The sequence below is a fragment of the Mesorhizobium sp. ES1-3 genome (assembly GCF_020164795.1).
Taxonomy (GTDB): domain Bacteria; phylum Pseudomonadota; class Alphaproteobacteria; order Rhizobiales; family Rhizobiaceae; genus Mesorhizobium.
Genome location: NZ_JAIUGW010000008.1, coordinates 53434 through 76993, shown reverse-complemented (window position 1 = coordinate 76993; position 23560 = coordinate 53434). Strand labels below are relative to the sequence as shown.

The following is a 23560-nucleotide window of genomic DNA, read 5'->3' as shown; positions in this document are numbered from 1 at the left end:
TGCCGTCAGTCGAGAATGATCCGGATCGCCTGATCGACCACCGGGTGCAGGCCGCTGGCCTGGAAGGAGAGGCGATTGCCGGAGCCGACATTGCTGGTCATGGCGATGGTGAGGTCCGCCTCCGGGTCGTGCAGCATGACGGCGACGTAGCCCGGAATGCTGCCCTGGTGCCCATAGAAGGCGCGGTCGGCATAGGCGCTCTGGAACGGTGGATTTCATCGCAAACGCTCCTGATGACATTTTACGGGTTGAGGCAAGGGCGTGAAATTCATGGAGCCGACGCCGGGGCCAGGAAGCGATCGGGTGCCAGTGCCGTCGCGGTGACGCCGAGTGCCGCAACATCCCCGGGGATGGGCTGGCCGCGCAGCAGCGCTGCGCTCAGCCTTGCCAATGTCAGCGACACCTGGAAGCCGTAGCCGCCCTGGCCGCCGAGCCAGAAAAAGCCGGGCAGGCGCGGGTCGAAGCCGGCGACCGGCGTGCGGTCGGGCGCGAAGGTGCGCAGGCCCGCCCATGGCGTCGACGGACGGCCGATGCGCATCGACGTCGCCTGTTCGATGCGGTCGACGGCGATGGCGACGTCGATGTCTTGCGGCCAGGTGTCGCAAGGCTCGGAATCGGTCTCGTCGGCGAGCGAGCCGATCAGCCTGCCGGCATCGGGCTTGAAGTAGAACTGCTCGTGCAGGTCGACCACCAGCGGCCAACTGGCAATGTCCATGCCGGCGGGCGGGTCGAACAGGAAGGCGGTGCGCCGTTTGGGCTGGAAGCCGAGGCCTGGCAGCCCTGCCATGCCGGCGACGACATCGACCCAGGCGCCGGCGGCGTTGACGACGATGTCGGCCGAGTAGACGCCGGCGCTCGTTTCAATCCGAAAAGCGCTGCCGTCGCGTGATATGGCGCGGACCTCCTCGCCGGTGCGGATGCTGCCGCCACCGGCCTTCAGCGCCGAGGCACTGGACCCCAGCATCTTGCCCGTATCGACATCCACCGCGTCCGGTTCATAGACGCCGCCGCAGGTGTTTTCCCTGGCAATGACGGGAACCAGTGCGTGGAGTTCGGCCGCCGACAGGCGGCGCACGCTCGGCACCAGCGCCTGCAATTCACGAGCCAGCTTGTCGATGGCGGCATCGTCGCCGATCCATCCGACATGCAGCGCGCCGCGCCGTTGGGCGACGAAGCCACCCTCGACGATCGCCTGCCGGCTGGCCAGCGTCAGCTCGCGCACGAGGCGGTTGCCATAGGTTTCGGTGAACAAAGCGGCGGAGCGGCCGCTGGCGTGGTAGCCGAGATGCGGCTCACGCTCGATAAGGATGACATCGGCCCAGCCCGCCACCTCGGCGGCAAGCGAGAGGCCGGCAATGCCGCCGCCGATGACGACGATCTTCGTGGGAGAATTCGACTGCATCCATCAGTCGTAAAAATAATTTCGTATCCAGTCAATATTTAGCGTATAAGAAAATTCTTGGTGTTGTTGATGACGGCGGGGAGTTCGAATACCTAGAGTGGAGAAGCGGCCCGACCGCCGCGCCATGGAGCTGACAATGTCGGAGCAACCGAACCTCGGTGATTGTCTGCGTGCCTTGAGAAAGAGACAAGGCTGGACCTTGCAGGAGGTCAGTACGCTCACCGGCGTCGCGGTGTCGACGCTGTCAAAGGTCGAGAACGACCAGATGTCGCTGAGCTACGACAAGCTCCTGCAGATTTGCGAGGGGCTCGGCATCCATGTGACGGAACTGCTCAGCGGCGACCGCAAGCAGCCGGCGGCGCGCACCCGCCGCTCGGTGATCTCGCAATCCAACACGCTGCGCCAGCTGACCCGCAACTACGACTACCGGTATCTCGCCACCGACCTCGTGCGCAAACGCATGGTGCCGATCCACGCCTATGCGCGCGCCCGCACGCCGGAAGAATTCGGCCCGCTGACGAGGCACGCCGGCGAGGAATTCCTGATCGTGCTCAAGGGCGAGATCGAATTGCACACCGACCAGTACGCGCCGGTGCGGCTGAAAGCGGGCGAGAGCGTCTACATCGATTCCACCATGGGCCACGCCTATCTCTCGGTGGGCGAGGGCGACGCCGAGATGCTGTGCGTCTGTTCCGGCGACGAGCCCGACATGGAAGGCACGCTGCTGAGTGAGCTGGAGACGGTGGAGGGGTAGGGGGCGCAGCTCACCGCGCAAGTTTTCTGCAGCTCGATTCAGTCTTTCTGGTTCGAACTGCGCGGCGAAACCGGCTATAGGACCGCTGAAACCGCAAGCCCCGCCAACTCGATGAGGAAATCCCAATGAATTCAGAAAAGACAGCCGTCATCGTGGCCGGCGGCAGCGGCATGGGGGCGGCGGCGGCGAAGCGCCTGGCGGCGGATGGGTTCAAGGTCGCGATCCTGTCTTCGTCCGGCAAGGGCGAGGCGCTGGCCAAGGAGCTTGGCGGGCTGGGCGTCACCGGCTCCAACCGGTCGAACGACGATCTGCAGCGTCTCGCCGACCTGACACTGGAGCGCTATGGCCGCATCGACGTGCTGGTCAACAGCGGTGGCCACGGCCCGCGCGCGCCGATCCTGGAGATCACGGACGAGCAGTGGCATACCGGCATGGACGTCTACCTGATGAACGTCATCCGACCGGTGCGCATCGTGGCGCCGCAGATGGTCAAGCAGAAGGGCGGCGCCATCATCAACATCTCGACGGCCTGGGTCGCCGAGCCGAACGCGATGTTCCCGACCTCGGCCGTGTTCCGCGCCGGCCTTGCCGCCTACACCAAGATTTTCGCCAACACCTATGCGGCCGACAATGTGCGCATGAACAATGTGCTGCCCGGCTGGATCGACAGCCTGCCCGCCACCGAAGAGCGCCGCGACAACGTGCCGATGCAGCGCTACGGGACGAGCGAGGAGATCGCCGCGACGATTGCTTTCCTGGCTTCCGAAGGGGCGGGATATATTACGGGGCAGAATATCCGCGTGGATGGGGGCGTTGTCAGGGCGCTGTGAGGGGGATTGGCTCGATCCCTTGCAGAAGCCGGCGGGCCAGCGCCCCCCTTCTGTCCTGCCGGACATCTCCCCCTCAAGGGGGGAGATTGGCAGCTTCGGCGCCGGCTCTTTTCTTCAACACCGAAAATTGGCGAAAGCCGTGGTGACATCCGATCTCCCCCCTCGAGGGGGAGATGTCCGGCAGGACAGAGGGGGGCGCTGGCCCGCCGGCGTTTCGTTTTGGGTGCCATGCTCGTCCCGACGCTTCAGTGGCCCCCCACCTGATCCGCATCCGTCAGCGCCTGCAGAAACGCCACGATGTCATCGATCTCGGCGTCGTCGAGCGCCGGCTTGTCGCCGGGTTTCTTGCCGTCGAAGGGCGGGTCTTGATTCAGGTTCGGCCAGTAAGCCTTTGGCAAATCGTCATATTGGTCGACCGTGCCGTCGGTGTTTTTCGGGTACAAGCGCCGGGGTCGGTGTCGCGGCTGGCGTAGAAGGCGACGGCGTCGCGCAGTGTCGGTGTCTCCGGCGCGCCGCGTCGCCTACGCGCTCAAGGCATTTGGCCTTTCGAAAAGTCTATGAACCTCGGAGCACGGCATTGGGCGGCCGAAGAACCAGCCTTGGACATCCGTGCAACCATTTTCCTTGACCAGCCTGTACTGGTCCTCGGTCTCGACGCCTTCCGCGGTCGTGGTCATGCCGAGCGTCGCGCCGAGTTCGGCGACGGCCTTGACGATCGCCCGGCTTTCGCTGCTCTCGCACATCAGGCTGACGAAGCTGCGGTCGATCTTGATGCGGTTGAACGGGAACGACCTGAGATAGCTCAGCGAGGAGTAGCCGGTGCCGAAATCGTCCATGGCTATGCTGATGCCCAGATCCCGCAGGCTGTGGAGCGTCCTTATCGTGTTTTCATTGTGCGCAAGCAGCACCGACTCGGTGATTTCCAGCTCGAGCCGTGACGGCAGCAGGCCCGAGGCCGCGAGCGCCGAGGCAACCTGAAGCGGCAGCGTCTGCTGTTTGAACTGGGCCGGCGAGAGATTGACCGCGACCTTGATGGTCGCGGGCCACTTCGCGGTGTCGATGCAGGCTCGCCTCAAGATCCACTCGCCAAGCGCCTCGATCACGCCCGTCTCCTCGGCCATCTGGATAAACTCCGATGGTTGGAGCAGGCCGAGGCGCGGATGCTCCCATCGCACCAGCGCTTCGAAGCCCGTCAGTTCCGAGGTCTGTGCGTCATGCAGCGGTTGATAGTGCAGGACGAACTGCTCGTTCGCGACGCCGAGAGCAAGCTCGGACTCGAGCTGGCGCCGCTCCCGCAGTCTTGCGTCCATTCCTGCCTCGAAAGACCTGCAGGTCCCGCGGCCCTCCATCTTGGCCTTGTACAAGGCAAGGTCGGCATTGCGGATGAGGATTTCCGAACTTTGCCCATCGTCCGGGAAGACGGCGATGCCGATGCTGCTGCCAATGTTGATCTTGTGGCCCTGGATCAAGAATTCGCCGGCCAGGGCGTGAATGACCCGGCTCGCCAGAACGCCGGCCTCGTCACTGCCATCGAGCAAGAGCTGGAGGATGACGAATTCGTCGCCGCCGATCCTTGCCACCATGGCGGTCTCACCGGCCTGCTGCTGCAGGCGCCTCGCCACTTCACTGAGGAGCCGGTCGCCGATCGGATGGCCGAGCGTGTCATTGACCGGTTTGAAACGGTCGAGATCGACGCAATGGACGGCCAGCTTCTCGCCCTCCCTGAGGCTTCTCAGCGCCTCGTCCATCGTGCCGGCCAACAGACCCCGGTTGGGCAGGCCGGTAAGGATGTCGTGCGTGGCGAGGTGCTGGATCTCGATGGTGCGTTCCTCGACCCGCCGCTCCAGGGTCTCGGCGGCATCGGCCTGCATCGTCATCGTGCGCCCGATCGCATACCAGCAGGCCAGCGCCAGCAGCGTGACGACCGCGACCGCCGCGTAGCCGGCCAGTTCGAATTCCCGCACGGCCTGGGCGTCCATGTTGTCGTCGAATCTGCTGTTGGGAAAACCGGCCCAGAGACCCCAGGCACTTCTAGGATCGTTGAGCGAGAGCGGGAGGACTTCGGAATAGATCAGATTGGGGTCCGCAGCCGTGAAAGCGTGGGAATCAGCCGCCAGGGCCGTCGACATCTTGTGCTGGTCGGATTCGAACCCGTAGCCTGAATTGACGATGACATAGTCGCTGCTCGGCAACAGTTTCCTCAACGCCGAGGTGAGCATGATCGCCGAGACGGAGCCGCGCAGTCTGCCATCCTGGCCGAAGACCGGGACCGAAAGAATGAAGCCGGAGCGATCAGCGTCATTGCCGGTATGGATGAAATCGGTGTTGTCGCAGGTGATGAGTTCCTTCGTGCCGATGACCGGCACATCCAGCCCGTCGATGTTGCTGGAATTGGGATAGTTCGCCTTCAGCCAGGCAAGCTGTTTGACCAGCTCATGGTATTCATAGGTTTCAACTTCTTCGGGCGGACGGATCAGCGAATTGTCATCCAGCTTGACGGGCTTTGTGTACGCGGCGGCGTCTGACCTTGCCCTGGCATTCACGATCAACTGGTCGAACTGGAGGATCGGCTCCTCGAGCTTGCCGGTCACGGCGTCGAAGCGGTCCGGGTCGAAATCCAGCGGCAGGAAGTAGACCTCGGAAATGGAGACGTTGTTAGCGAGGTTATTGTAGATCTGCTGGATGGTCGCACGGCCTTCGTCGCCCAGATTGGTGCCGTGCCGGTCGAGGTTCCTGACGCTTGGCAGATAGGTCAGGGTCCGGACATTTTCGTAGACGGACCGCAAGGCGTCTTCGACGGTCTTGGCGGTCGCGCGCGATGCCGCCCGGGAGTTTTCCAGATAACGTTCCCTGGCAAGCGCGTAATCCCGCTGGGCATCGATGTGCAAAGCCACCAGCATTGCTGCGCCGGTGACAAGGATCACCACAAATCCGACTGCTCGCCCGAATGCGTTCATCGGCGTCCTACCATCGATTGGCAAGGGATACCCCAGAGCAGTTTAGGAAGCCCTAATGACGAATGTCCTTCTTTACCGTTCCTCCCGGCCCGCGCGGCAATCCGGCAAGGCCAGAAACTGGTTCGCGGGCGCGGCCAATCCGGCACGTCGGCCCGCGCGAGGTCCAAGGGTTCAATTCGCTGGCTCGGTCCGCTGATCTGCATCGGTGAGCGTCTGCAGAAACGCCACGATATCGTCGATTTCGGCGTCGTTCAGCGCCGGCTTGTCGCCGGGTTTCTTGCCGTTGAAGGGCGATTCTTGGTTGAGATTTCCCCAGTAAGCCTTTGGCAGATCGTCATATTGCCTGATCGTGCCGTCGGCGTTCCTGGGATACCAGTGGCCTGGGTCGGTGTCGCGGCTGGCGTAGAAGGCGACGGCGTCGCGCAGCGTGTGGAAATATCCGTTGTGGAAGAAGCTCTTGCGCAGAGCGACGTTGCGCAGCGTCGGTGTCTTGAACAGGCCGCAATAATCGGTGCGGCCGCGAAAATCGGTGCGCAGCGGGCCGCACAGGCCGAGATCGGCATAGGCGGGGTCGGCGTTGGCCGGGATGGCCGGATTGCGCGGCACGGCGATGGCGATCAGGCCGAAATCGGTGAATTGCGGCGGCTCGCCGTCATTGGCGGGTTCACTGATATGACAGGAGGCGCAATTGCCTTTCGCCTCGTCCTCGAACAGTTCGCGGCCACGCAGTTCCTGCGCCGACAGCGTCGCCTTGCCGGCAAGGAAGGCATCGTAGCGGCTGGAATAGGGATAGAAATCGGCGGCACTCTGCTCGAACGTGCCAAGCGCCTCGGCGGCGGCGGTGAAGGCGTCGCCCGGGCGCTCGAAGACACCCTGCCCGAACACGGCCTTGAAGTCATCGGCATAGGCGGTCTTGCGCAGGGAGGCGGAGACGGCTGCTTCATCCTTGTTGGCCATCTCGAAGGGCGAGAGCAGGGGGATTTTCGCCTGATCCTTGCCGTGGTCGGCGCGGCCGTCCCAGGTCAGGCCACCGGTCGGACCGTTGTCGACGCTCTCGTCGCCTTCGTCCTCGGAATCGTGGAAATGCTCGGTGAAGGCAGGTGCCGCCTGGAGATAGCGCAGCGACGGCACGGCGCGCACGCCCTGCTGGTCGAGGTTCGGGCCGCCCATCTCGACCGGAGATGCCGAGGCCGGACCGAAAGCGTGGCGCGGATCATGACAGGACGAGCAGGCCTGCTTGCCCGAGGCCGACAGCGCCGGGTCGAAGAACATTTTTCGCCCCAAGGCGGTCAGCGCCTTGGCGCGCGCGAACGCCTGCGCGCGCGATAGCGGGCCGGGATGGACGCCGTCCGCCGTATTCGCGGGCGCGGCAAGGGCAAAGGTCGAGATCGCGGCAATCGCGATCAGCAGGCTTTTCCATCGTCTCGTCTTCATGGGGCATGGTCCGCTTTGGCCCGGAAATAGGAATGCAGTGCAACGGATTGATGACCGGCCCCAGTGCTCACGAAACCGTGTTCGCCGAGGCGGCGGATGTCACAAAGGTGACAAGGCATCCACGTTACCTGCCGCTATGGTTCCCTGCGTTCCTCCAGCCACCGTCAAGCCACGAGGTCTTTCCATGACGAGGCTCAAGCTCCTCACTTCCTTCTGTCTGGCCGGTTCGGCCCTCATTCCTCTCGCTGCGGCCAATGCTGCCCCTGCCGGCTTCGACAAGATCGACACCGTCGTCGTCATCTATGCCGAAAACCGCAGCTTCGATAACCTTTATGGCGGCTTCCCCGGCGCCAACGGGCTGGCCAATGTCTCGGCCGACCAGGCGCGCCAGTTCGACCGCGACGGCAAGCCGCTCGCCGAACTTCCGCCGGCCTGGGGCGGGCTGACCGGAAAAGGTGTCACGCCCGCGGTGACGGAGGCGCAGACGGCGCATCTCGCCAACGCCGCCTTCGCCATAGACGACCCCAAGGGTTTCAACGAGGGCACCAACGTCATCACCCACGATCTGTGGCACCGTTTCTATCAGGAGCAGATGCAGATCGACGGCGGCAAGAACGACAAATTCGTCGCGTGGGCCGATTCCGGCGGCCTGGTCATGGGTCATTATGATGGTTCGATCCTGCCGATGTGGGCGGTGGCGAAGAAATACGTGCTGGCCGACAATTTCTTCCAGGGCGCCTTCGGTGGCTCGTTCCTCAACCATTTCCAGCTCGCCTGCGCCTGTACGCCGGTCTATCCCAACGCCGACACCAGCCCGGTGAAGGACCAGATCGCCGTCGTCGAGCCCGACGGCGTGACACTGAAGGTTGCCGACAATTCGCCGGCCTCGGCGCTCGGCGGCGCGCCGAAATTCGTCAATGACGGCGCCATCACGCCCGACTTCTACGCCGTCAACACCATGCAGCCACCCTACCAGCCGAGCCACAACAAGCCGGCCGAGGGCGGCGACAAGGCGCTCGCCGACCCGGCCGCGCCCACCACGCTGCCGCCGCAGCACGACATCACCATCGGCGATCTCCTGTCGCTGAAGGGGGTGAGTTGGGCCTGGTATGCCGGCGCCTGGCAGGCAACGCTGGATGGCAAGAACGCGACGCCGGTGCCGAACTTCCAGTTTCACCACCAGCCGTTCAACTATTTCGCGGCTTACGCGCCCGGCACTGCCGCGCGCACCGAGCATCTCAGGGATGGCGGCCTGGACGGCGCCGAGTTCATCAAGGCGATCGATGACGGCAAGCTGCCGCAAGTCGCCTTCTACAAGCCGCAGGGCAATCTCAACGAGCATGGCGGCTATGCCGACGTGGCCAGCGGCGACCAGCATCTGGCCGACGTCGTTTCGCATCTGGAGAAAAGCCCGCAATGGGGCCACATGCTGGTCGTCGTCACCTATGACGAGAATGGCGGCTTCTGGGATCACGTCGCGCCGCCCAAGGCCGACCGCTGGGGCCCGGGCAACCGCATCCCGGCCTTCATCATCTCGCCCTATGCCAAGATGGGCACGGTCGACCACACGCAATACGACACCACGTCGATCCTGCGCTTCATCACCGCGCGCTTCGATCTGCCGGTGCTGACCGGCATCGTCGCCCGCGACAAGGCACTGCGCAACAACGACCAGCCGCCGATGGGCGATCTCTCAGCGGCGCTCGATCTGAGCCGATAGGGACCGGGCGAAACGCCGATATGCCGTCGCGCCGCAGCGCGCGGTGGCCTTCTCAGCCGCCATTGACAAGCGCAAGAATGAGCTTCTGCAGATTGCCGCCCTGGCCGAGTTCGACGCGGTCGAAATCGCGGCTTGCCTGCACCCGCGCCTTCGAGATTGCGTCGAGCCGACGGACCACCTCGGCCCTGGTCTTGCTGCATTTGGGATCATCGGCAACGGTCAGGCCGTCTGTCGCGGCTTCGATGTCATGGACCATTTGTATCATACTGGCGCCGTGGACCTTCTCGTGGGCACTGACGCCGGCGATGAATACCTCCCAGCTCTTCTGGACGGCCGGCGGCAGCGGCGCGGAGGGGCTTGGCAATGTGTAGGTGATGATCAGTTTCGGCTTCGCCGCCGTTAGCACGCAGCCCTTGCCCCTGGGCTTGTAGTCCCTGACTCCCCAGGTCAGCTTGAAATTGGTGAAGGCAATGGCGCGGGCAATGCCGACATTCGGTCCGTTCTGGCCGATCGACCGGTAGAGCTCGAGCCCGGACTGGCCTGAAATGGCGTAGGTCTCGACCTTCTCGACCGGCTTCCATTCGGCGTGCGCGGCGAGCGGCGACGCCACCAGGGCGGTTGTCAGAAGACACAGGCGAACTCTCAACACCGCTCTCTCCAAGGCGTGGCCTTGCTGGACAAGCAATGCCATTCAACGGCTTTTCCTATATGCTGCCGGCGGGTGCCGCAAATGCCCGGAGGGGGAAGTCATGAGAAGATGTCTCGTTGCCGCCGCTGCCTTGGCGGCTTTGCTCGGCGCGCAGCCGGTTTTTGCCGCGTCCTGCGGCTGGAGCGCGAAGATGGAAGAAGACGAGGGCGGCAGCGTGCTGACCGCTTCCGTCTGCGGCGGGCCGAAAGGCGACGCGTATCTGATGCTGACCTGTTTCGACAATCCGGTGCTGAGCTTTGATCTTGGTGCCAGCGGCCCCCAGCTGGAACCGGGCATCAGCGGCTCGTTCGACTTCAAGGCCGACGGCAAGACGGTGACGAAGACGCTGCAACTGGAGGAGATGTACAATTATTTCGTGGCGGACCTGACCAAGGCCGACCCGCTGCTCGACCTGCTGCGTTCGAAGGGGGATCTGTCGGTCAGCGCGGCCAAATATGGCGCTATCAGTTTTCCGCTGAAGGGCTCGAGCGGCGCCATCGGCAAGGTGCTGGCGCAATGCGGCAAGGCCAAGCCGGCAGGTGACGGGGATTGAGCCTCGAGAGGTTGCGCTGCCCCTCATTGTCCTGCCGGACATTTCTCCCCGTATAGGGACGGGGAGAAAGACGCTGTCGCCGGCGATTTCGCCAATTGCCGACGCTGAGGAATAGGCGCCGAGGAATGGCACAGCATTCTTCTCCCCGTCCCTATACGGGGAGAAGGTGCCGGCAGGCGGATGAGGGGCAGCGCAAGCTTCCGCCCATTGATCTCCATTCCATTAGCGGCTTGCCCTGGTGTACTGCCGGCCGTATCTCATCCGCCCATGGCCAACATCCAATTCCGCAAGGCGCAAGCCTCCGACCTGCCGGCCATCGTCGCCATGCTCGCCGATGATCCGCTGGGGGCTGCCCGCGAGGATGCCTCCTTGCCGTTGGCGCAGGGCTATCTCGATGCCTTCAACGCCATCGACGCCGACCCCAACCAGCTGCTGGCGGTGGCTGTGGACGGCGCGGAGGTGATCGGCACCTTGCAGATCACCTTCCTTGCCGGCATTTCGCGCAAGGGCGGCTGGCGCGGGCAGATCGAGGCGGTTCGCGTTGCCAGCGGCAGGCGCTCCGACGGCATCGGCAAGAAGATGTTCGAATGGGCGATCGAGGAATGCCGGGCACGGGGCTGCGGCCTTGTCCAACTCACCACCGACAAGGGCAGGGCGGACGCGCACCGCTTCTATGAAGGCTTGGGCTTCACCGCCAGCCATATCGGTTACAAGAAGAGCCTTTAACGGACGCCCGCCGCTGTCGCCGGTTCCGGCCTGGCGGCAACTGGCGTATTGCGGAAGCCTTTCAGGCACTATTCAAATCGCACGGCAAAGCGGATATAGGTCAGCTAGATTGACCTATTGTAAAAACGTCTGGGGAGGCGTGTCTTGACCCTTATGAACCTCCTGGCCTCGCGCTCGTCGCGCATGAAGGCGTCGGAAATCCGCGAGCTGTTGAAGCTGCTCGACCAGCCTGACATCATCTCGTTCGCAGGTGGCATTCCCGATCCGTCGCTTTTTCCGGCCGATGCCATCCGCGAGGCCTATGCCGATGTGCTCGGCGGCGCGGAGGCGGGGGCGGCACTGCAATACCAGGTCTCGGAAGGTTATCTGCCGCTGCGTCGCTGGCTTGCCGGGCAGATGGGCAAGCTCGGCATCGCCTGCGACGAGGCCAACATCTTCATCACCTCCGGCTCGCAGCAGGCGCTGGATTATCTGGGCAAGCTGTTCCTGTCGCCGGGCGATACCGCGCTGGTGACATGGCCGACCTATCTCGGTGCGCTGCAGGCCTTCAACGCCTACGAGCCGCGCTACGACCGGCTGCGGCCCGACGGTGGCAACATGACGCCGGCAGCCTACCACATCGCTGCCGCAGCGAATGGCGGCCGAGTGAAATTCGCCTATCTGGTGCCCGATTTCGCCAACCCGACCGGCGACACGCTGGACCGAAAGCAGCGCGAGGCCGTGCTCGACCTTGCCGGCGAGCTCGACATCGCCGTCATCGAGGATGCGGCCTATCGGGCGCTCCGCTACGACGGCGAGGGCGTCCCGCCGATCCTGGCGCTCGACTGCGCGCGCTCCGGCGGCATCGACAAGGCGCGCACGCTTTATTGCGGCTCGTTCTCGAAGATTCTGTCGCCGGGCATGCGCGTCGGCTGGGTCTGCGCGCCGCGCCACGTGATCGAAAAACTGGTGCTGATGAAGCAGGCTTCGGACCTGCACAGCCCGTCGATCAACCAGATGGTGATGCATCGCGCCGCCGAATCCGTGTTCGACGGCCAGGTGGAAAAACTCATCGGCGCCTATCGCGGGCGGCGCGACGGCCTGCTTGGCGCACTGGAAGCCAACATGCCGCAGGGCGTGACCTGGAGCCGCCCGGAAGGCGGCATGTTCGTCTGGGTGACGCTACCGGAAGGCACTGATGCCACGGAACTCCTGGCGCGGTCGGTGAAGGAGGCGCGCGTCGCCTTCGTGCCCGGCAATGCCTTCCATGCCGACGGCACCGGACGCAACACGTTGCGGCTGTCCTTCACGCTGGCCGACCGCCGCGCCGTGAGCGAGGGCATTCCAAGGCTGGCGGCGCTGCTCAAGGGGTAAGCCTCCCTGTCCCGCGCTCAAGGGCCGTTGTGGGTGCCTTTTATGGCGCCTCCTTCCAGCTTGGTGAAGGGCACGAAGGACAGCGTTCCGCCATTGTAGATGTCGGCGCGCACGACGTTGAACGTGCCGTCCGCTTCCTGGTGCTTGGTTATCTTCAGCACATGCTGCGCACCGGGTGGACCGACCGGGATGACCATCATTCCATTCGCCTTCAACTGCTTCAGCAGCGGCGGCGGAATGTGATCGATGCCACAGGTGACGATGATCTTGTCGAACGGCGCCTCTTCCTGCCAGCCATAATAGCCGTCGGCATTGCGAGTGGTGATCGCCTTGTACTCGGAATAACCTTCCGTGATCAGCCTGTCGTAAAGCGCGCGAGTCCTCGCCGCCAGCGGCTTGATGATCTCGATCGAGAACACCTTGTCGGTGAGGTTGGACAGATAGGCAGATTGGTAACCGGAGCCGGTGCCGATCTCGAGCACCTTGTCGCCAGGGTGTATCTCAAGCGAATTGGTCATGCGCGCGACGCTGTGCGGGCCTGTGATGGTGACGCCGTAGCCGATGTCGAGATAGTGCCATTCATAGGCGCGGCCGCGGTTGGGTCCGGTGACGAACTCCTCGCGCGGCGTCATCAGATAGGCGCGCATGTCGCGCTTGTCCCAAACATCCTTGTGCGTAACCAGTGCCTGGAAGCGATCCCAGCGCTGGCCGAGGAAGCCGGCATCCTCGCCGCGGTTCTTCCTCATCCAGTCGATGAAACCGACGCGGCTGTCCATCGGCGGGATCGCGTTGGGGTCATGGGCGACAGGGACGTTGGCGGCGGCCGGCCGAAGGCCGGTCAGCAGCACGCCGGCAGCGCCGAGCAGGAATTGCCGGCGCGCCGGGCCGAAGCATGCGTCGCCGGACTTGATCACGAAACGCATCTGTCGCTCGATCCTTCATGGCCGTGAGTGCGCGGCCGAAAATCGTTACAGGCTCAACCAAGCATCGACCCGGTTCGACGGTTTGACAACCGGTCGGCTCATACATTTCGGTAAGGTACGGCGCGAAAGGTGAGGGCGGCTTTGCGCTGATGCGGGCCGCGACAGCTTGCGCGTGTTCCACTACGCCGGCACGTTCACCAGCTGCTCGAGCGTCGCAAGCCTGGCGCGGGCGAGCTTGCGGATCGGCTTTTGGAAACCCTCTTCGCCGGTTTCGACGACGAAGACCAATGTCTTGAAGTCCAGCATGAACTCGTCGATGGCCCGCGTGGTCTGTTCGGACCTGTCCTTGAACCGGCGCAGCAAAGCGTTCGCCTCATCGATATCGTCGACACCGGCACTGTCGATCAGCGCTTCGAGCTTCTGAAAACAATCCAATCGCAATTCCTCCCGCCGCGCCACCAAACTTGCCGTCAGCCGAAAAGTTCCATCGGGCCCGAAGATTTGTCGCCGGTTGTCAGCAGATGCACGCGCCCCGCGTTGACGCCCTGCCGCCCGGGCCTAAATTCGAGGCCTTGCGAGGAGGAGCTTTTCATGGAAACCCAGGAATTGCATCGCGGCCGGCTCATCGACCACCTCCAGCTCGTGGTCCGGGATCTCCCTGCCAGCCGGCGTTTCTACGAGGCGCTCTTCCAGGTGCTTGGTGTCCCGATCGGCGGCGTCGGCGAGGATTATTTCTGGGCCGACGAATTGTTCGTCTCCAGCGCCGACAGCCGGGCGGCACTGGGAAAGCTGACCGGCCGGCATCATCTGGCCTTCCAGGCCAGGGATCACGCCATGGTCGATGCCTTCTACGAAGCCGGATTGGCGGCCGGCGGCACGGACAATGGCGCGCCGGGCGAGCGGCCCTATCATCCCGGCTATTATGCCGCCTTCCTGCTCGACCCGGACGGCAACAACATCGAGGCCGTCCACCACGGTCCGGCCAACAGGAGTGCGGCCTCCGTGAAGATCACATTCTAGGTGCACTCGGCCGGCTGGCGCCACCGCGCCAGGCGAGGCCGGGTGATTCCCATGCCGTGTTCCGCGTGGTTTGGAAATTCGAACGCCGGGCCGGCGAATCCGATCGGATTCTTGACCTGGGCGGCACTGAAATTGTCCTGCAAGGCATGGATGTCGCCGTCTCTGGACAAGAGGCAAATCGGTCCCATACGGTGCGGCTTCAGGGAAGACGCGTGCGCGGGAAAGGCCGGTTGCTCGTTGAAAAAGAACGTCTTCTCATCGGTCGACCTGCCGCCGCATCTCGACGACCGCGCGCGCTTCGCGCTCTGGCAGGACATCCATGTCGCGGAGATATGGTCGGTCGAATACGCCATCTCCGGAAACGTGCCGTTCCAGGCGGATATCGAAGCCACCGCCATCGGGCCGCTGGTGCTCGGGCGGATGGCCGGGACGATCAGGCATGCCAGCCGCAAGACACGCAACATCGCCGATGACGGCCGCGACGGCTATCTGTTGCTGGTCAACGACGGCGACACCAGGCTGAGCGGTGTGCAGGCCGGTCGCGACTACGGCATAGGCAGGGGCGAAGGCGCGCTGGTCTCGGCTTCGGAAGCGCTGGAAATGACAGGTGGCGACCGCAATGTCTGGACCAATGTCGTGGTGCCTCGCGAAATCCTGGAAAATGCCTTCGCCCATGTCGAGGATCGCCTGGCACTGACCATCGGCGCCGACAATGAAGCGCTCGACATGCTCAAGCGCTATTGCGGCTTCCTGGAAGCGGGACCGGCATTGCTCTCGCCCGATCTTGTCGCCCACGCCACCGAGACGATCGTCGACCTGATCGGGCTGGCGACGGGCGCCAAGGGCGAGATCGCCGAGCTGGCGGGCGTGCGCGGCCTGCGCGCGGCAAGGCTGCAGGCCATCCTGCGGAAGATGCGGGACAACTTCGCCGATCCCGCCATCTCGGCCCAGCACATCGCCCAGCATTTGCGGCTTTCCGCGCGCTACGTCCATGATCTCCTGCAGGAGACGGGCTCCAGTTTCGCCGAGCACGTTCTCGAACTGCGCCTGCAGAGGGCCCATCGCATGCTGCGCGACCGGCGCAACGACCGCATGCGGGTCAGCGAGATCGCGCTGTTGAGCGGCTTTTCCGACGTCTCCTATTTCAACCGCTGTTTTCGCCGTCGCTTCGGCTCGACGCCCAGCGGGGCCAGGTAGAGCGATTCATCGCTTCATTGAATCGCTGACCGCTCTACAGCAGGTCGCGACGAATAGGATTCGCCCGACCTGCTGTAAGCTTTTGATTTTATGCATGTCATTATCCCGGAACCGAGGACACTTCCGGGCGACATGCATTAACTCCTTGTTTTCACGTAATTCCGGACGGAAGCGCGACACCCGGGACAAGAACGCGAAGCGCGTCGGACAGGTCGTCTTCGAGCCGATCGACTGATGCCGAACGGCCACACTAATCGGCCGAGTGCCGCAGCGCACTCCACGACAATTCCAATGCGGGTCAGCCCAAGACGCCGCCCGCGAACAATGCAAAACCTCGACGACACCCGGGCGCCGCGGAGCATTTCCACGGCCGGGGGAAGCAACATCATTGGGGTAGCAAAAAGTGAAAACGATTCTTCTGGCCACCATCCTCGCGCTTGCGCCGGTCGGCATGGCATGCGCCGCCGACATCAGTGAAACCTCGCCTGCCGGCTACGACTGGTCCGGCCTTTATGCCGGCGCCGACGTCGGTTATGTGGCCGGAAAGTCCAATCTCTTCATCGCCGGCGGCGGCATCGGCGGGACCAGCGACCTCAACGCGTCCCTCGATCCGGATGGATTTATCGGCGGCATCCACATCGGTTTCAATCAGGAAATGGCGAACCGGTTTGTGCTCGGCGCCGAGGCCGACATTGCGTACAACAATGTCGATGGACTGACGAACTTCGGCGGCAGCGCGTTGATGAAGAGCGAAATCAAGTGGTCGGGTTCGGCGCGGCTGCGGGCAGGCTATGCTTTCGATCGGACGTTGCCTTTCATCACGGCAGGCGTGGCCGCGGCCAAATATGAAGCGACCATAATCACCGCCACCCCCAGCGGCGACATAATGGTCCACGACGAGACCCATACTGGCTGGACGGTTGGAGCGGGCATCGAGCACGCCTTTACCGACAGGTGGATCGCGCGGGCCGAATATCGCTACTCCAGTTTCGGCAGCAAGGAGCTCTCGCTAGCAGAGGGGCTTGGCACGGCGACGAGCGTCGATCTGCAGACGCACGATTTACGCGTCGGCCTCAGCTACAAGTTCTGATCGGCCGGTTTGAACAAAGCCCTGGCGTCCCGCGCCGGGGTTTTGCCTGTGCCGCGCGTCTGATGCCGATCGGCCACGCCGGCCGGGCGAGTGCGGGGGTGCAGTCCAGGACAATTCCGGTGCTGTCCAGCCCAAGACGCCGCCGGCGATCGATGCCACACCGGAACTTCGACGGACCGCCGCGGGACATGTCGGCCGTGGCGGAGCATTTCGGGGACAGCAGACAAGCAAATGAAAACGATTCTTCTCGCTACGGCCTTTCTTTTCGCTCCCACCGGCATGGCGTTGGCCGCCGACGCCGCATGATCTGCGGATCGGCGTCGCCAGGCGATGTACCTATTCGACGAAACGCCGTGGGCGGTGTTCGGACGCTATGAATTCGAAAGCAGAAAGTTCGAAACGTCTACCCAGGACATCAGGGCCAACAAGGTGGTCATCGGCCTGCGCGCCAGCTTCGGCAGCGACTCCCTCTTCGACGAGGACCGCAACGGGGCGACCATGGACACCTACTGGCCGGCTTCGGTGATCAACACGAAGTAGGATGGCGGCACGGCTGGAAGGCGCTGCCATGATCGCATCGCAATTGGCTGCATGACTGGAGGCAATTCATTCCGGCCAGCACAAGCGATGACAGCCCATGCCCGAGAATTATCGCGGTGACGCCCGGCAAACCGGCAGCCTCCGCACCGCCCGCCTGCTGCTGCGCCAGCCGGCGGCGGACGATCTTGCGTTCGTGACGCGGCTGTTCGCCCGGCCGGAACTGGTCGCGCATCGGCCCGATCCCAGCCCCGACACGGCGCGGCAAAGCACCGACCGGCTGCTGCGCGACATCGGCCATTGGCGCGAGCATGGATTTGGGCGCTGGGCGATCGAGACCGACGGCGCGCCGGTCGGCTTCGGCGGCGTCACGGTGTCCAAGGAATTCGAGGGGCTCAATCTGTCCTATCATCTGCACCCCGAAAGCTGGGGGCATGGCTATGCCACCGAGGTGGTCCGCGCGGCGCTGGCTTTCGCCTTCGATGACCTGCATGCCGAACGGGTCATAGGACTGGTGCGGACGGCCAATCCCGCCTCGCGATGCGTCCTGGAAAAATGCGGCTTTCGCTTCGAAGGCGAGGTGATGCTGCACGGCGCGCCGACCAATCTCCTCGCTGTCGAAAGAAGGCGGAAGATGGATCGGCTGCCCGAGGAGTCCGCATGAGTCCACTGCCTGAAGCCGTGCCGTTTTTCAGTCAGTGGGAGACGCCCGACATGACGCTGGCGGTGCTCGCCGATGGCGCCGACGCCGCGTTGCGGCGGGATCCGCTGTGGCAGGGATCAGGTGCCGGCACGCTCGACGAATACGCGGTCTGGGCCGCCAATGTCTGCGGCATGGCGTGTCTCAAGATGATCCTGGCGACGCGTGGCCAGATCGTGCCGACGATCGAGCTGGCAAGGCGGTGCACCGGATATGGCGGCTATGTCGTCAATGAAGGCTCGATCAAGGGCCTGATCTACGCGCCCTTCGTTACCTTCGTGAAGCAGGAATTCGGCATCGAGGCCGAGGTGATGACCAATGTCGCGGCAACCGACATTCCGGCGATCCTGGCGGGGTCGCGCTTCTTCATCGCTTCGGTCAGCAGTTCGATCCGCTGGCCGGAGCGCGAGCCGCCGTCGAAGGGCGGTCATCTGGTGCTGGTCACGGCGGCGTCGCACGACGGTTTTCGCTTTCACAACCCATCCGGCCATACCAGCGCCACACAGGCAAACGCAGTGTTGGCGCCAGCCGATTTCGATCGTTTCTTCGCCAATCGCGGCATTGCCGTCGCCATTTGATTTTCGACAGTTGAGGGATTTCGATGACCGGAAAGATCAGGGTTGCCATCCTCTACGGCGGTCGCTCGGCCGAGCATGACGTGTCGCGACTGTCGGCAGCCAATGTGCTGAAGGCGATCGACCGGAGCCGCTACGAGGTGGTGCCGATCGCGATTTCCAGGGACGGCAGATGGCTGCTTCAGCAGCCGACGTCAGAGGCCGCAGGCGAAGGGGCAGGGGCTCCAGTGTCGGAGGACGGCGTGGAGGTCGCCCTGCTGCCCGGCGGCAAGGGCCGGCTGATCTCGGCGTCGCACGAGGCAACCGACCTGACGCCGGTCGATGTCGTCTTTCCCGTGCTGCACGGTCCGTTCGGCGAGGACGGCTCGGTGCAGGGCTATGCCGAGGTTGCCGATGTCGCCTATGTCGGCTGCGGCATCCTCGCTTCGGCCGCCGCCATGGACAAGGACGTCGCCAAGCGACTGCTGCGCGAAGCCGGCCTTGCCGTCGCCCGCTCGGTCACCGTGCGTAGAGGCGATGTCGGTTCGTTCCAGGAAATCGCCGGGGCGCTTGGGCTGCCTTTCTTCGCCAAGCCGGCGCGCCAGGGCTCGTCCTTCGGCGTGAGCAAGGTGGACGACAGGGATGGCTTCACAGAGGCCGTCGAAACGGCTTTCCGCTATGACGGCAAGGCGCTGATCGAGGAGTTCGTCGAGGGCCGCGAAATCGAGTGCTCGGTATTGCAACGGGCCGATGGCTCGCTGACGGTTTCGCTGCCCGGGGAGATCATCCCGGCCGGCAAGCATGGCTTCTACACCTATGAGGCCAAATATCTCGATGCCGACGGCGCGGTGGTCAAAGTGCCCGCCGACGTCCCCGCCGCGATCGCCGACAGAGCGCGGGACATGGCGGGGCAAGCCTTCAAGGCGCTGGGCTGCGAGGCGATGGCGCGCGTCGACTTCTTCCTGCGCGCCGACGGCTCCCTGCTGATCAACGAGGTCAATACGCTGCCCGGCTTCACCGACATCTCGATGTACGCCAAGGCGCTGGCGGCGAACGGCATCGGCTACAGCGAGGTCATCGACGCGCTGATCGAGCACGCGCTGGCGAGGCATGCGAGGCGCACAGTCTGAAGTCTTCGCCGATCGAGATACAAGCCAGGATGATCCCGGTGTTCGGATCTTTGCGCTCCGAGCGCCTACCGATCGACCATCGCCATGCCGCGCTCGGTGTAGCGCGGGCCGGAGATTTTTCCCGGCGCCAGGGCATCGTCGAGCGCGGCCATTTCGGCGGCGCCGAGTTTCAATGACGCGGCGGCGACGTTTTCCTCCAAATATCTGATCCGCTTGGTGCCGGGGATGGGCACGATGTCGACGCCAAAGCCGTTGCCCTTCTCCAGCAGCCAGGCCAGCGCGACCTGGCCGGGCTTGACGCCGCGGGCCGTGGCGATGTCGCGCACCTTGGCCGCCGCGTCGACGTTGGCGTCGTAGTTTTCGCCCTGGTAGCGCGGGTCGTTGCGGCGGTAGTCGCCCTCGGCGTAGTCCTCCGCGCGCTTGACCTCGCCGGTGAGAAAACCGCGGCCGAGTGGAGAGAACGGCACCAGACCAATGCCGAGTTGCCCGAGCAGCGGGATGATCTCCGGCTCCAGATTGCGCTCCCACAGCGAATATTCGCTCTGCAACGCCGACACCGGATGCACGGCATGCGCCCGGCGGATGTTGGCGGCACCTGCCTCCGACAGGCCGAAGAACCGCACCTTGCCTTGTGCGACCAGCTCGCCGACAGCGCCCGCGACATCCTCCAGCGGCACCGCGGGGTCGACGCGGTGCTGGTAGAGCAGGTCGATATGATCGGTGGCGAGACGGCCGAGCGAGGCTTCCACGACCTCGCGGATATGCCCGGGCCGGCTATCGACCCCCACCTGTTTGCCGTTTTCGATGAGGAAGCCGAACTTGGTGGCGATGGTCACCTTGTCGCGCTTGCCCTTCAACGCCCGGCCGAGCAGGGCCTCGTTGGTGTACGGGCCATAGACCTCGGCGGTGTCGAGGAACGTGCAGCCAAGTTCGATGGCGCGGTGCAGCGTGGCGATGGATTCGGCCTCGTCAGCCGGGCCGTAGGACTGGCTCATGCCCATGCAGCCGAGACCAATGGCCGAGACCTGCAGCCCCTGGCTGCCGAGCTTGCGTGTGTTGAGGGTCATGGGTGGAGCTCCGAGAGGGAAGGAAGGAGATGACCAGGATCATATAAGGCGCTCGCTCAATTCCCACAGGGTGTTCGGCGCGGTCTCGACGGATAGCATCGGGCATGACGCTTTACGCGCCGGCTTCGCCATCAGCTCATCGGCGGCGTCGCGGTCACGCCGGGACCGCTCGGCCAAGTCTGATGGTAAGCGCACCGTGCTCACATATTTGAAGCGACGTCGCGGGAGGAGGGCGGCTTTGGCTATTGCATCGAGGCCGATCGACCAAGATCGGGCGGGAGGTTGGCACTCTCCTTGCCATTCTCGACGCCATCGTTTCCAGGCCAAGCTAGTCCATTGGACCAAGCATCGAATTCGATTGCCGCTCCAATCAATTGGGCAGCCTGCAGGACCAGATGCTCAATGTCCTCGAGGGCGACATTCTCTGCCAGATTCCTGATCCTGATCCTTTCCGCCACCACAGACACGTTGATGATGCCCACTGTCTTGAATGCGGTGCAGACGGTCGAATAGACGTCTTCACGCAGCATGGTGGAATAGTCGTATCGCATCGAAACCTCCCAAAGCGAGTTGGTTTCCTCAAGTCTGCAAGATGCGCCCGATATCGGGGCCTGGCAAGTTAAAATTGAAAAATCCGTAAACAAAATCAGGTAGTTAGTAGAGTTATGCGAATACGCAACCTGCGCTCGATCCTCATCGTTGATACAACGCTGCATTCGCTCATTGCCCACACTTGACGTACGATGAGGGAATTCCTAACTGTAAGTGGAATGAGATAGTTACTAACTCAGCAAATCTCGCGCGGGGAGGCGCACATGGAACTGGAACGCCCGGAACGATTGCAGGTCATGTTGACACAGGATGAACTGGCAGCGCTGGAAAATTGGCGTTTCGACAAGCGGATGCCCAGCCGTTCGGCGGCGGTGCGCGAATTGCTGCGCCGTGGTCTTGCCTCCGACGGCTTCCTGACGGCGGAGATGGGTGCCAAGTCGCAGGAGTTCGGCGTGCTCATGCCCAGTGGCGACGGCAAGGCGCCGCCGGAACAGGCGGAGTGAAACGGGATAAAGTTGTCCATTCTCGCGCCTGCGATTGCCTTGACCGGTTTGCGCCTTATCTGATTGGGAGAAGATGCAATTGCGGATGGCGATGAACGACATTGACGGCAGCGACAGACAGGGGGCGACTGCCGACGCCCGGCTCGCGGCAATTGTCGATTCCTCCTTCGATGCCATCATCAGCAAGGATCTGAACAGCATCATTCAAAGCTGGAACCAGGCGGCGGAACGCATGTTCGGCTACACCGCCGAGGAGGCGATCGGCCAATCCATCCTGATGCTGATCCCCGATCGCCTCAAGAACGAGGAGATCGAGATCATCAACAAGATTCGCAGCGGCGACCGGGTGGCGAGCTTTGAGACGACGCGCAGGCGCAAGGATGGCGTGCCGATTTCCGTCTCGCTGACGATTTCGCCGATCAAGAACAGCAATGGCGAGATCGTCGGCGCCTCGCAAATCGCCCGCGATATTTCCACCGCCAAGGAGAGCGAGCGCCGGATCAGGCTGCTGATGCGCGAGGTCAACCATCGCGTCAAGAACCAGTTCGCGGTCATCCTGTCGATGGTCCGGGAGACCAGCAAACGTTCGAGCGATCCAAGCGAGTTCGAGGAACTGATCCGCGCCCGCATCATGGCGCTGTCGCGCTCGCACGATCTGCTCGTCACCTCGGAATGGGCGGGCGCGAGCCTGTTCGACCTGATCCAGGAACATCTCAAGCCTTTTGGCCGCGAGGAGCAGATCCTGCTCTCCGGCCCGGTCCTGACGCTGCAGTCGAATGCGGTGCAGAACCTTGGCATGGCCTTCCACGAACTGGGCACGAACTCGTCCAAATATGGCGCGCTGGGTAGCGAAGGCGGCCGGGTGGAGATCAACTGGACAATCGACTCCGGGGCGCAAGACCCCGGCTCCGCGGGCGAGCGTGAATTCCAGTTGACCTGGGAGGAGACGTCGACGCCGCATCCCGGCGACCGGCGCGACGAGACGACGCGCAAGGGGTTCGGCACCGTCGTGCTGCAGCGTGTGGCGCCGCAGTCGCTAGGCGGCTCCGCCATTCTGGAGCGGTCGCCCGGCCATCTCAAATGGCGGCTGAGCGCGCCCTTGGCATCCATCATGGTGCCACACGCCGGCAGCGAGGCCGACGACGTTTCGCCGGGTTTCGGCATCTAGGATGAATCTGCCAGTCTGGAACGCCGCCCAAATCCGTGCCCAAAATCGTATCAGGCTCGACCTACTCGACCAGGATATGCGCCTCGCGCGCGGCCTCGACAAAAGCCTCCCTGGCGATGTCGGGGGGCACGTCGCCGCTCGTTGCCCGGCGGCAGGCGCGCAGCGCGGACTGATGTTTCAGGCTGCCGGCATCGCGCCAATGGGTCGTCAGCAGCTCGATGGCCTGTTGCGTGTTGGACAGGTTGCGGGTGGCTCCGGTAACGCCAACCGAAACCACGACGGGCTTGGAGAACCACGCGGTTTGCATTGGAACCTGGACCCTGTTGCAGGCATGGAACGCATTTGGCCGCGCGAGGTTTCATCGCGCCGATCACTGTAGCGTGAACTCTCCGGGCATCTCGCGGCGAAACAATGTCTAGAGGATGTTGGTCGTCACTTCGACGATAATCGCGGCGCCTTCCAGTCCGCCGTTGGGAACATGCACGACACGCGAGACCCTGAGATCCTGCGGGCTTCCGTCGACCGACAGGGAAACCGTCTCGCCAATGCGCGGCACAGCCTGGAAAGTGGCGTTGGTCGCGTCAGGCCGGTTGTCGATGGATATGCGGCAATTGACGGTCATGGGAATGTCTCCTGTGTCTGGCCATGCCGGCCGTTAACGCCGGGTCCCTGAAATGGTTTCAGGAGGGTCGGACCAAACCC

Annotated in this window: 26 protein-coding genes and 1 pseudogene; 15 read left to right on the top strand and 12 right to left on the bottom strand. The window is 63.7% G+C overall.

Annotation, left to right across the window (positions count from 1 at the left end; translation table 11 throughout):
- Positions 1 to 5: 5 nt before the first annotated feature.
- Both LB536_RS31090 and LB536_RS13625 read right to left on the bottom strand, forming a co-directional pair.
- Positions 6 to 137, bottom strand: a complete 132-nt coding sequence (locus tag LB536_RS31090; protein WP_263489051.1) for a hypothetical protein — start codon at positions 135 to 137, stop codon at positions 6 to 8.
- A 131-nt stretch (positions 138 to 268) separates the two neighbouring features.
- Positions 269 to 1402, bottom strand: coding sequence for an NAD(P)/FAD-dependent oxidoreductase (locus LB536_RS13625; RefSeq protein ID WP_224593150.1), 1134 nt, complete (start codon positions 1400 to 1402; stop codon positions 269 to 271).
- A 136-nt stretch (positions 1403 to 1538) separates the two neighbouring features.
- On the opposite strand from LB536_RS13625, the gene LB536_RS13620 reads away from it, so the two are divergent.
- Together LB536_RS13620 and LB536_RS13615 are read left to right on the top strand one after the other, a co-directional pair.
- A complete protein-coding gene (locus LB536_RS13620; RefSeq protein WP_224593147.1) occupies positions 1539 to 2156 on the top strand; it encodes a helix-turn-helix domain-containing protein in 618 nt (205 codons plus the stop codon).
- Between the two features lie 125 nt (positions 2157 to 2281).
- Positions 2282 to 2986 carry an SDR family oxidoreductase gene (locus LB536_RS13615; protein ID WP_224593144.1) on the top strand — a complete coding sequence of 235 codons (705 nt, stop codon included), beginning with the start codon at positions 2282 to 2284 and terminating at the stop codon, positions 2984 to 2986.
- A 245-nt stretch (positions 2987 to 3231) separates the two neighbouring features.
- Here LB536_RS13615 and LB536_RS13610 read toward each other — a convergent pair.
- From LB536_RS13610 to LB536_RS13600, 3 genes and pseudogenes are all read right to left on the bottom strand, one after another.
- Positions 3232 to 3482, bottom strand: a pseudogene (locus LB536_RS13610) (cytochrome-c peroxidase); the annotation flags it as partial.
- 25 nt (positions 3483 to 3507) lie between these two features.
- Complete coding sequence (locus tag LB536_RS13605) at positions 3508 to 5910, bottom strand: putative bifunctional diguanylate cyclase/phosphodiesterase (protein WP_224593141.1); 2403 nt, start codon at positions 5908 to 5910, stop codon at positions 3508 to 3510.
- Positions 5911 to 6114: 204 nt separating this feature from the next.
- On the bottom strand, positions 6115 to 7377 hold the full coding sequence (locus LB536_RS13600; RefSeq protein WP_224593139.1) for a cytochrome-c peroxidase: 1263 nt from the start codon (positions 7375 to 7377) through the stop codon (positions 6115 to 6117).
- Positions 7378 to 7561: 184 nt separating this feature from the next.
- Here LB536_RS13600 and LB536_RS13595 point away from each other — a divergent pair, with 184 nt between their 5' ends.
- Positions 7562 to 9097 carry an acid phosphatase gene (locus tag LB536_RS13595; RefSeq protein ID WP_224593136.1) on the top strand — a complete coding sequence of 512 codons (1536 nt, stop codon included), beginning with the start codon at positions 7562 to 7564 and terminating at the stop codon, positions 9095 to 9097.
- Between the two features lie 52 nt (positions 9098 to 9149).
- On the opposite strand, the gene LB536_RS13590 is transcribed toward LB536_RS13595, so the two are convergent.
- The gene (locus LB536_RS13590; RefSeq protein WP_224593133.1) at positions 9150 to 9788 is read right to left on the bottom strand and encodes a DUF922 domain-containing Zn-dependent protease; all 639 of its coding nucleotides are present in this window, start codon (positions 9786 to 9788) and stop codon (positions 9150 to 9152) included.
- A gap of 58 nt (positions 9789 to 9846) precedes the next feature.
- Between LB536_RS13590 and LB536_RS13585 the strand changes: the two genes are divergently transcribed.
- The 3 genes from LB536_RS13585 (at position 9847) to LB536_RS13575 (ending at position 12417) form a co-directional block, all read left to right on the top strand.
- On the top strand, positions 9847 to 10338 hold the full coding sequence (locus tag LB536_RS13585) for a hypothetical protein (protein ID WP_224593131.1): 492 nt from the start codon (positions 9847 to 9849) through the stop codon (positions 10336 to 10338).
- Between the two features lie 267 nt (positions 10339 to 10605).
- The gene (locus LB536_RS13580; protein WP_224593128.1) at positions 10606 to 11064 is read left to right on the top strand and encodes a GNAT family N-acetyltransferase; all 459 of its coding nucleotides are present in this window, start codon (positions 10606 to 10608) and stop codon (positions 11062 to 11064) included.
- Between the two features lie 153 nt (positions 11065 to 11217).
- The gene (locus tag LB536_RS13575; RefSeq protein WP_224593504.1) at positions 11218 to 12417 is read left to right on the top strand and encodes a PLP-dependent aminotransferase family protein; all 1200 of its coding nucleotides are present in this window, start codon (positions 11218 to 11220) and stop codon (positions 12415 to 12417) included.
- Positions 12418 to 12434: 17 nt separating this feature from the next.
- Here the strand turns inward: LB536_RS13575 and LB536_RS13570 are convergent, their stop codons facing one another.
- Positions 12435 to 13340, bottom strand: coding sequence for a protein-L-isoaspartate O-methyltransferase family protein (locus LB536_RS13570; protein ID WP_224593126.1), 906 nt, complete (start codon positions 13338 to 13340; stop codon positions 12435 to 12437).
- Between the two features lie 180 nt (positions 13341 to 13520).
- The gene (locus tag LB536_RS13565; RefSeq protein WP_224593108.1) at positions 13521 to 13775 is read right to left on the bottom strand and encodes a hypothetical protein; all 255 of its coding nucleotides are present in this window, start codon (positions 13773 to 13775) and stop codon (positions 13521 to 13523) included.
- A 156-nt stretch (positions 13776 to 13931) separates the two neighbouring features.
- On the opposite strand from LB536_RS13565, the gene LB536_RS13560 reads away from it, so the two are divergent.
- The 7 genes from LB536_RS13560 (at position 13932) to LB536_RS13530 (ending at position 19568) form a co-directional block, all read left to right on the top strand.
- Complete coding sequence (locus LB536_RS13560) at positions 13932 to 14360, top strand: VOC family protein (protein ID WP_224593105.1); 429 nt, start codon at positions 13932 to 13934, stop codon at positions 14358 to 14360.
- A 237-nt stretch (positions 14361 to 14597) separates the two neighbouring features.
- A complete protein-coding gene (locus tag LB536_RS13555; RefSeq protein WP_224593102.1) occupies positions 14598 to 15557 on the top strand; it encodes an AraC family transcriptional regulator in 960 nt (319 codons plus the stop codon).
- A 403-nt stretch (positions 15558 to 15960) separates the two neighbouring features.
- Positions 15961 to 16647: an outer membrane protein gene (locus LB536_RS13550; protein WP_224593100.1), complete on the top strand. Its 687-nt coding sequence runs from the start codon at positions 15961 to 15963 to the stop codon at positions 16645 to 16647.
- 330 nt (positions 16648 to 16977) lie between these two features.
- A complete protein-coding gene (locus tag LB536_RS13545; RefSeq protein ID WP_224593097.1) occupies positions 16978 to 17187 on the top strand; it encodes a hypothetical protein in 210 nt (69 codons plus the stop codon).
- Positions 17188 to 17284: 97 nt separating this feature from the next.
- Complete coding sequence (locus LB536_RS13540; RefSeq protein WP_224593093.1) at positions 17285 to 17848, top strand: GNAT family N-acetyltransferase; 564 nt, start codon at positions 17285 to 17287, stop codon at positions 17846 to 17848.
- The gene (locus tag LB536_RS13535; RefSeq protein WP_224593090.1) at positions 17845 to 18462 is read left to right on the top strand and encodes a C39 family peptidase; all 618 of its coding nucleotides are present in this window, start codon (positions 17845 to 17847) and stop codon (positions 18460 to 18462) included. Before LB536_RS13540 ends, LB536_RS13535 begins: the two co-directional genes overlap by 4 nt.
- A 23-nt stretch (positions 18463 to 18485) precedes the next feature.
- Entirely contained in the window at positions 18486 to 19568 is a 1083-nt protein-coding gene (locus LB536_RS13530) for a D-alanine--D-alanine ligase family protein (RefSeq protein WP_224593079.1), read from the top strand.
- Positions 19569 to 19633: 65 nt separating this feature from the next.
- Here LB536_RS13530 and LB536_RS13525 read toward each other — a convergent pair whose 3' ends face one another.
- The gene (locus LB536_RS13525; protein ID WP_224593077.1) at positions 19634 to 20635 is read right to left on the bottom strand and encodes an aldo/keto reductase; all 1002 of its coding nucleotides are present in this window, start codon (positions 20633 to 20635) and stop codon (positions 19634 to 19636) included.
- A 242-nt stretch (positions 20636 to 20877) separates the two neighbouring features.
- Positions 20878 to 21186 (bottom strand): hypothetical protein, encoded by a 309-nt coding sequence (locus LB536_RS13520; RefSeq protein ID WP_140763488.1) that lies wholly within the window; start codon positions 21184 to 21186, stop codon positions 20878 to 20880.
- Between the two features lie 264 nt (positions 21187 to 21450).
- On the opposite strand from LB536_RS13520, the gene LB536_RS13515 reads away from it, so the two are divergent.
- A complete protein-coding gene (locus tag LB536_RS13515; RefSeq protein WP_140763485.1) occupies positions 21451 to 21690 on the top strand; it encodes a hypothetical protein in 240 nt (79 codons plus the stop codon).
- A gap of 91 nt (positions 21691 to 21781) precedes the next feature.
- Entirely contained in the window at positions 21782 to 22858 is a 1077-nt protein-coding gene (locus tag LB536_RS13510) for a sensor histidine kinase (protein ID WP_224593075.1), read from the top strand.
- 61 nt (positions 22859 to 22919) lie between these two features.
- On the opposite strand, the gene LB536_RS13505 is transcribed toward LB536_RS13510, so the two are convergent.
- Together LB536_RS13505 and LB536_RS13500 are read right to left on the bottom strand one after the other, a co-directional pair.
- Positions 22920 to 23165 (bottom strand): DUF982 domain-containing protein, encoded by a 246-nt coding sequence (locus LB536_RS13505; protein WP_140763479.1) that lies wholly within the window; start codon positions 23163 to 23165, stop codon positions 22920 to 22922.
- A gap of 108 nt (positions 23166 to 23273) precedes the next feature.
- A complete protein-coding gene (locus LB536_RS13500; protein WP_140763476.1) occupies positions 23274 to 23480 on the bottom strand; it encodes a hypothetical protein in 207 nt (68 codons plus the stop codon).
- Between the last annotated feature and the right edge of the window lie 80 nt (positions 23481 to 23560).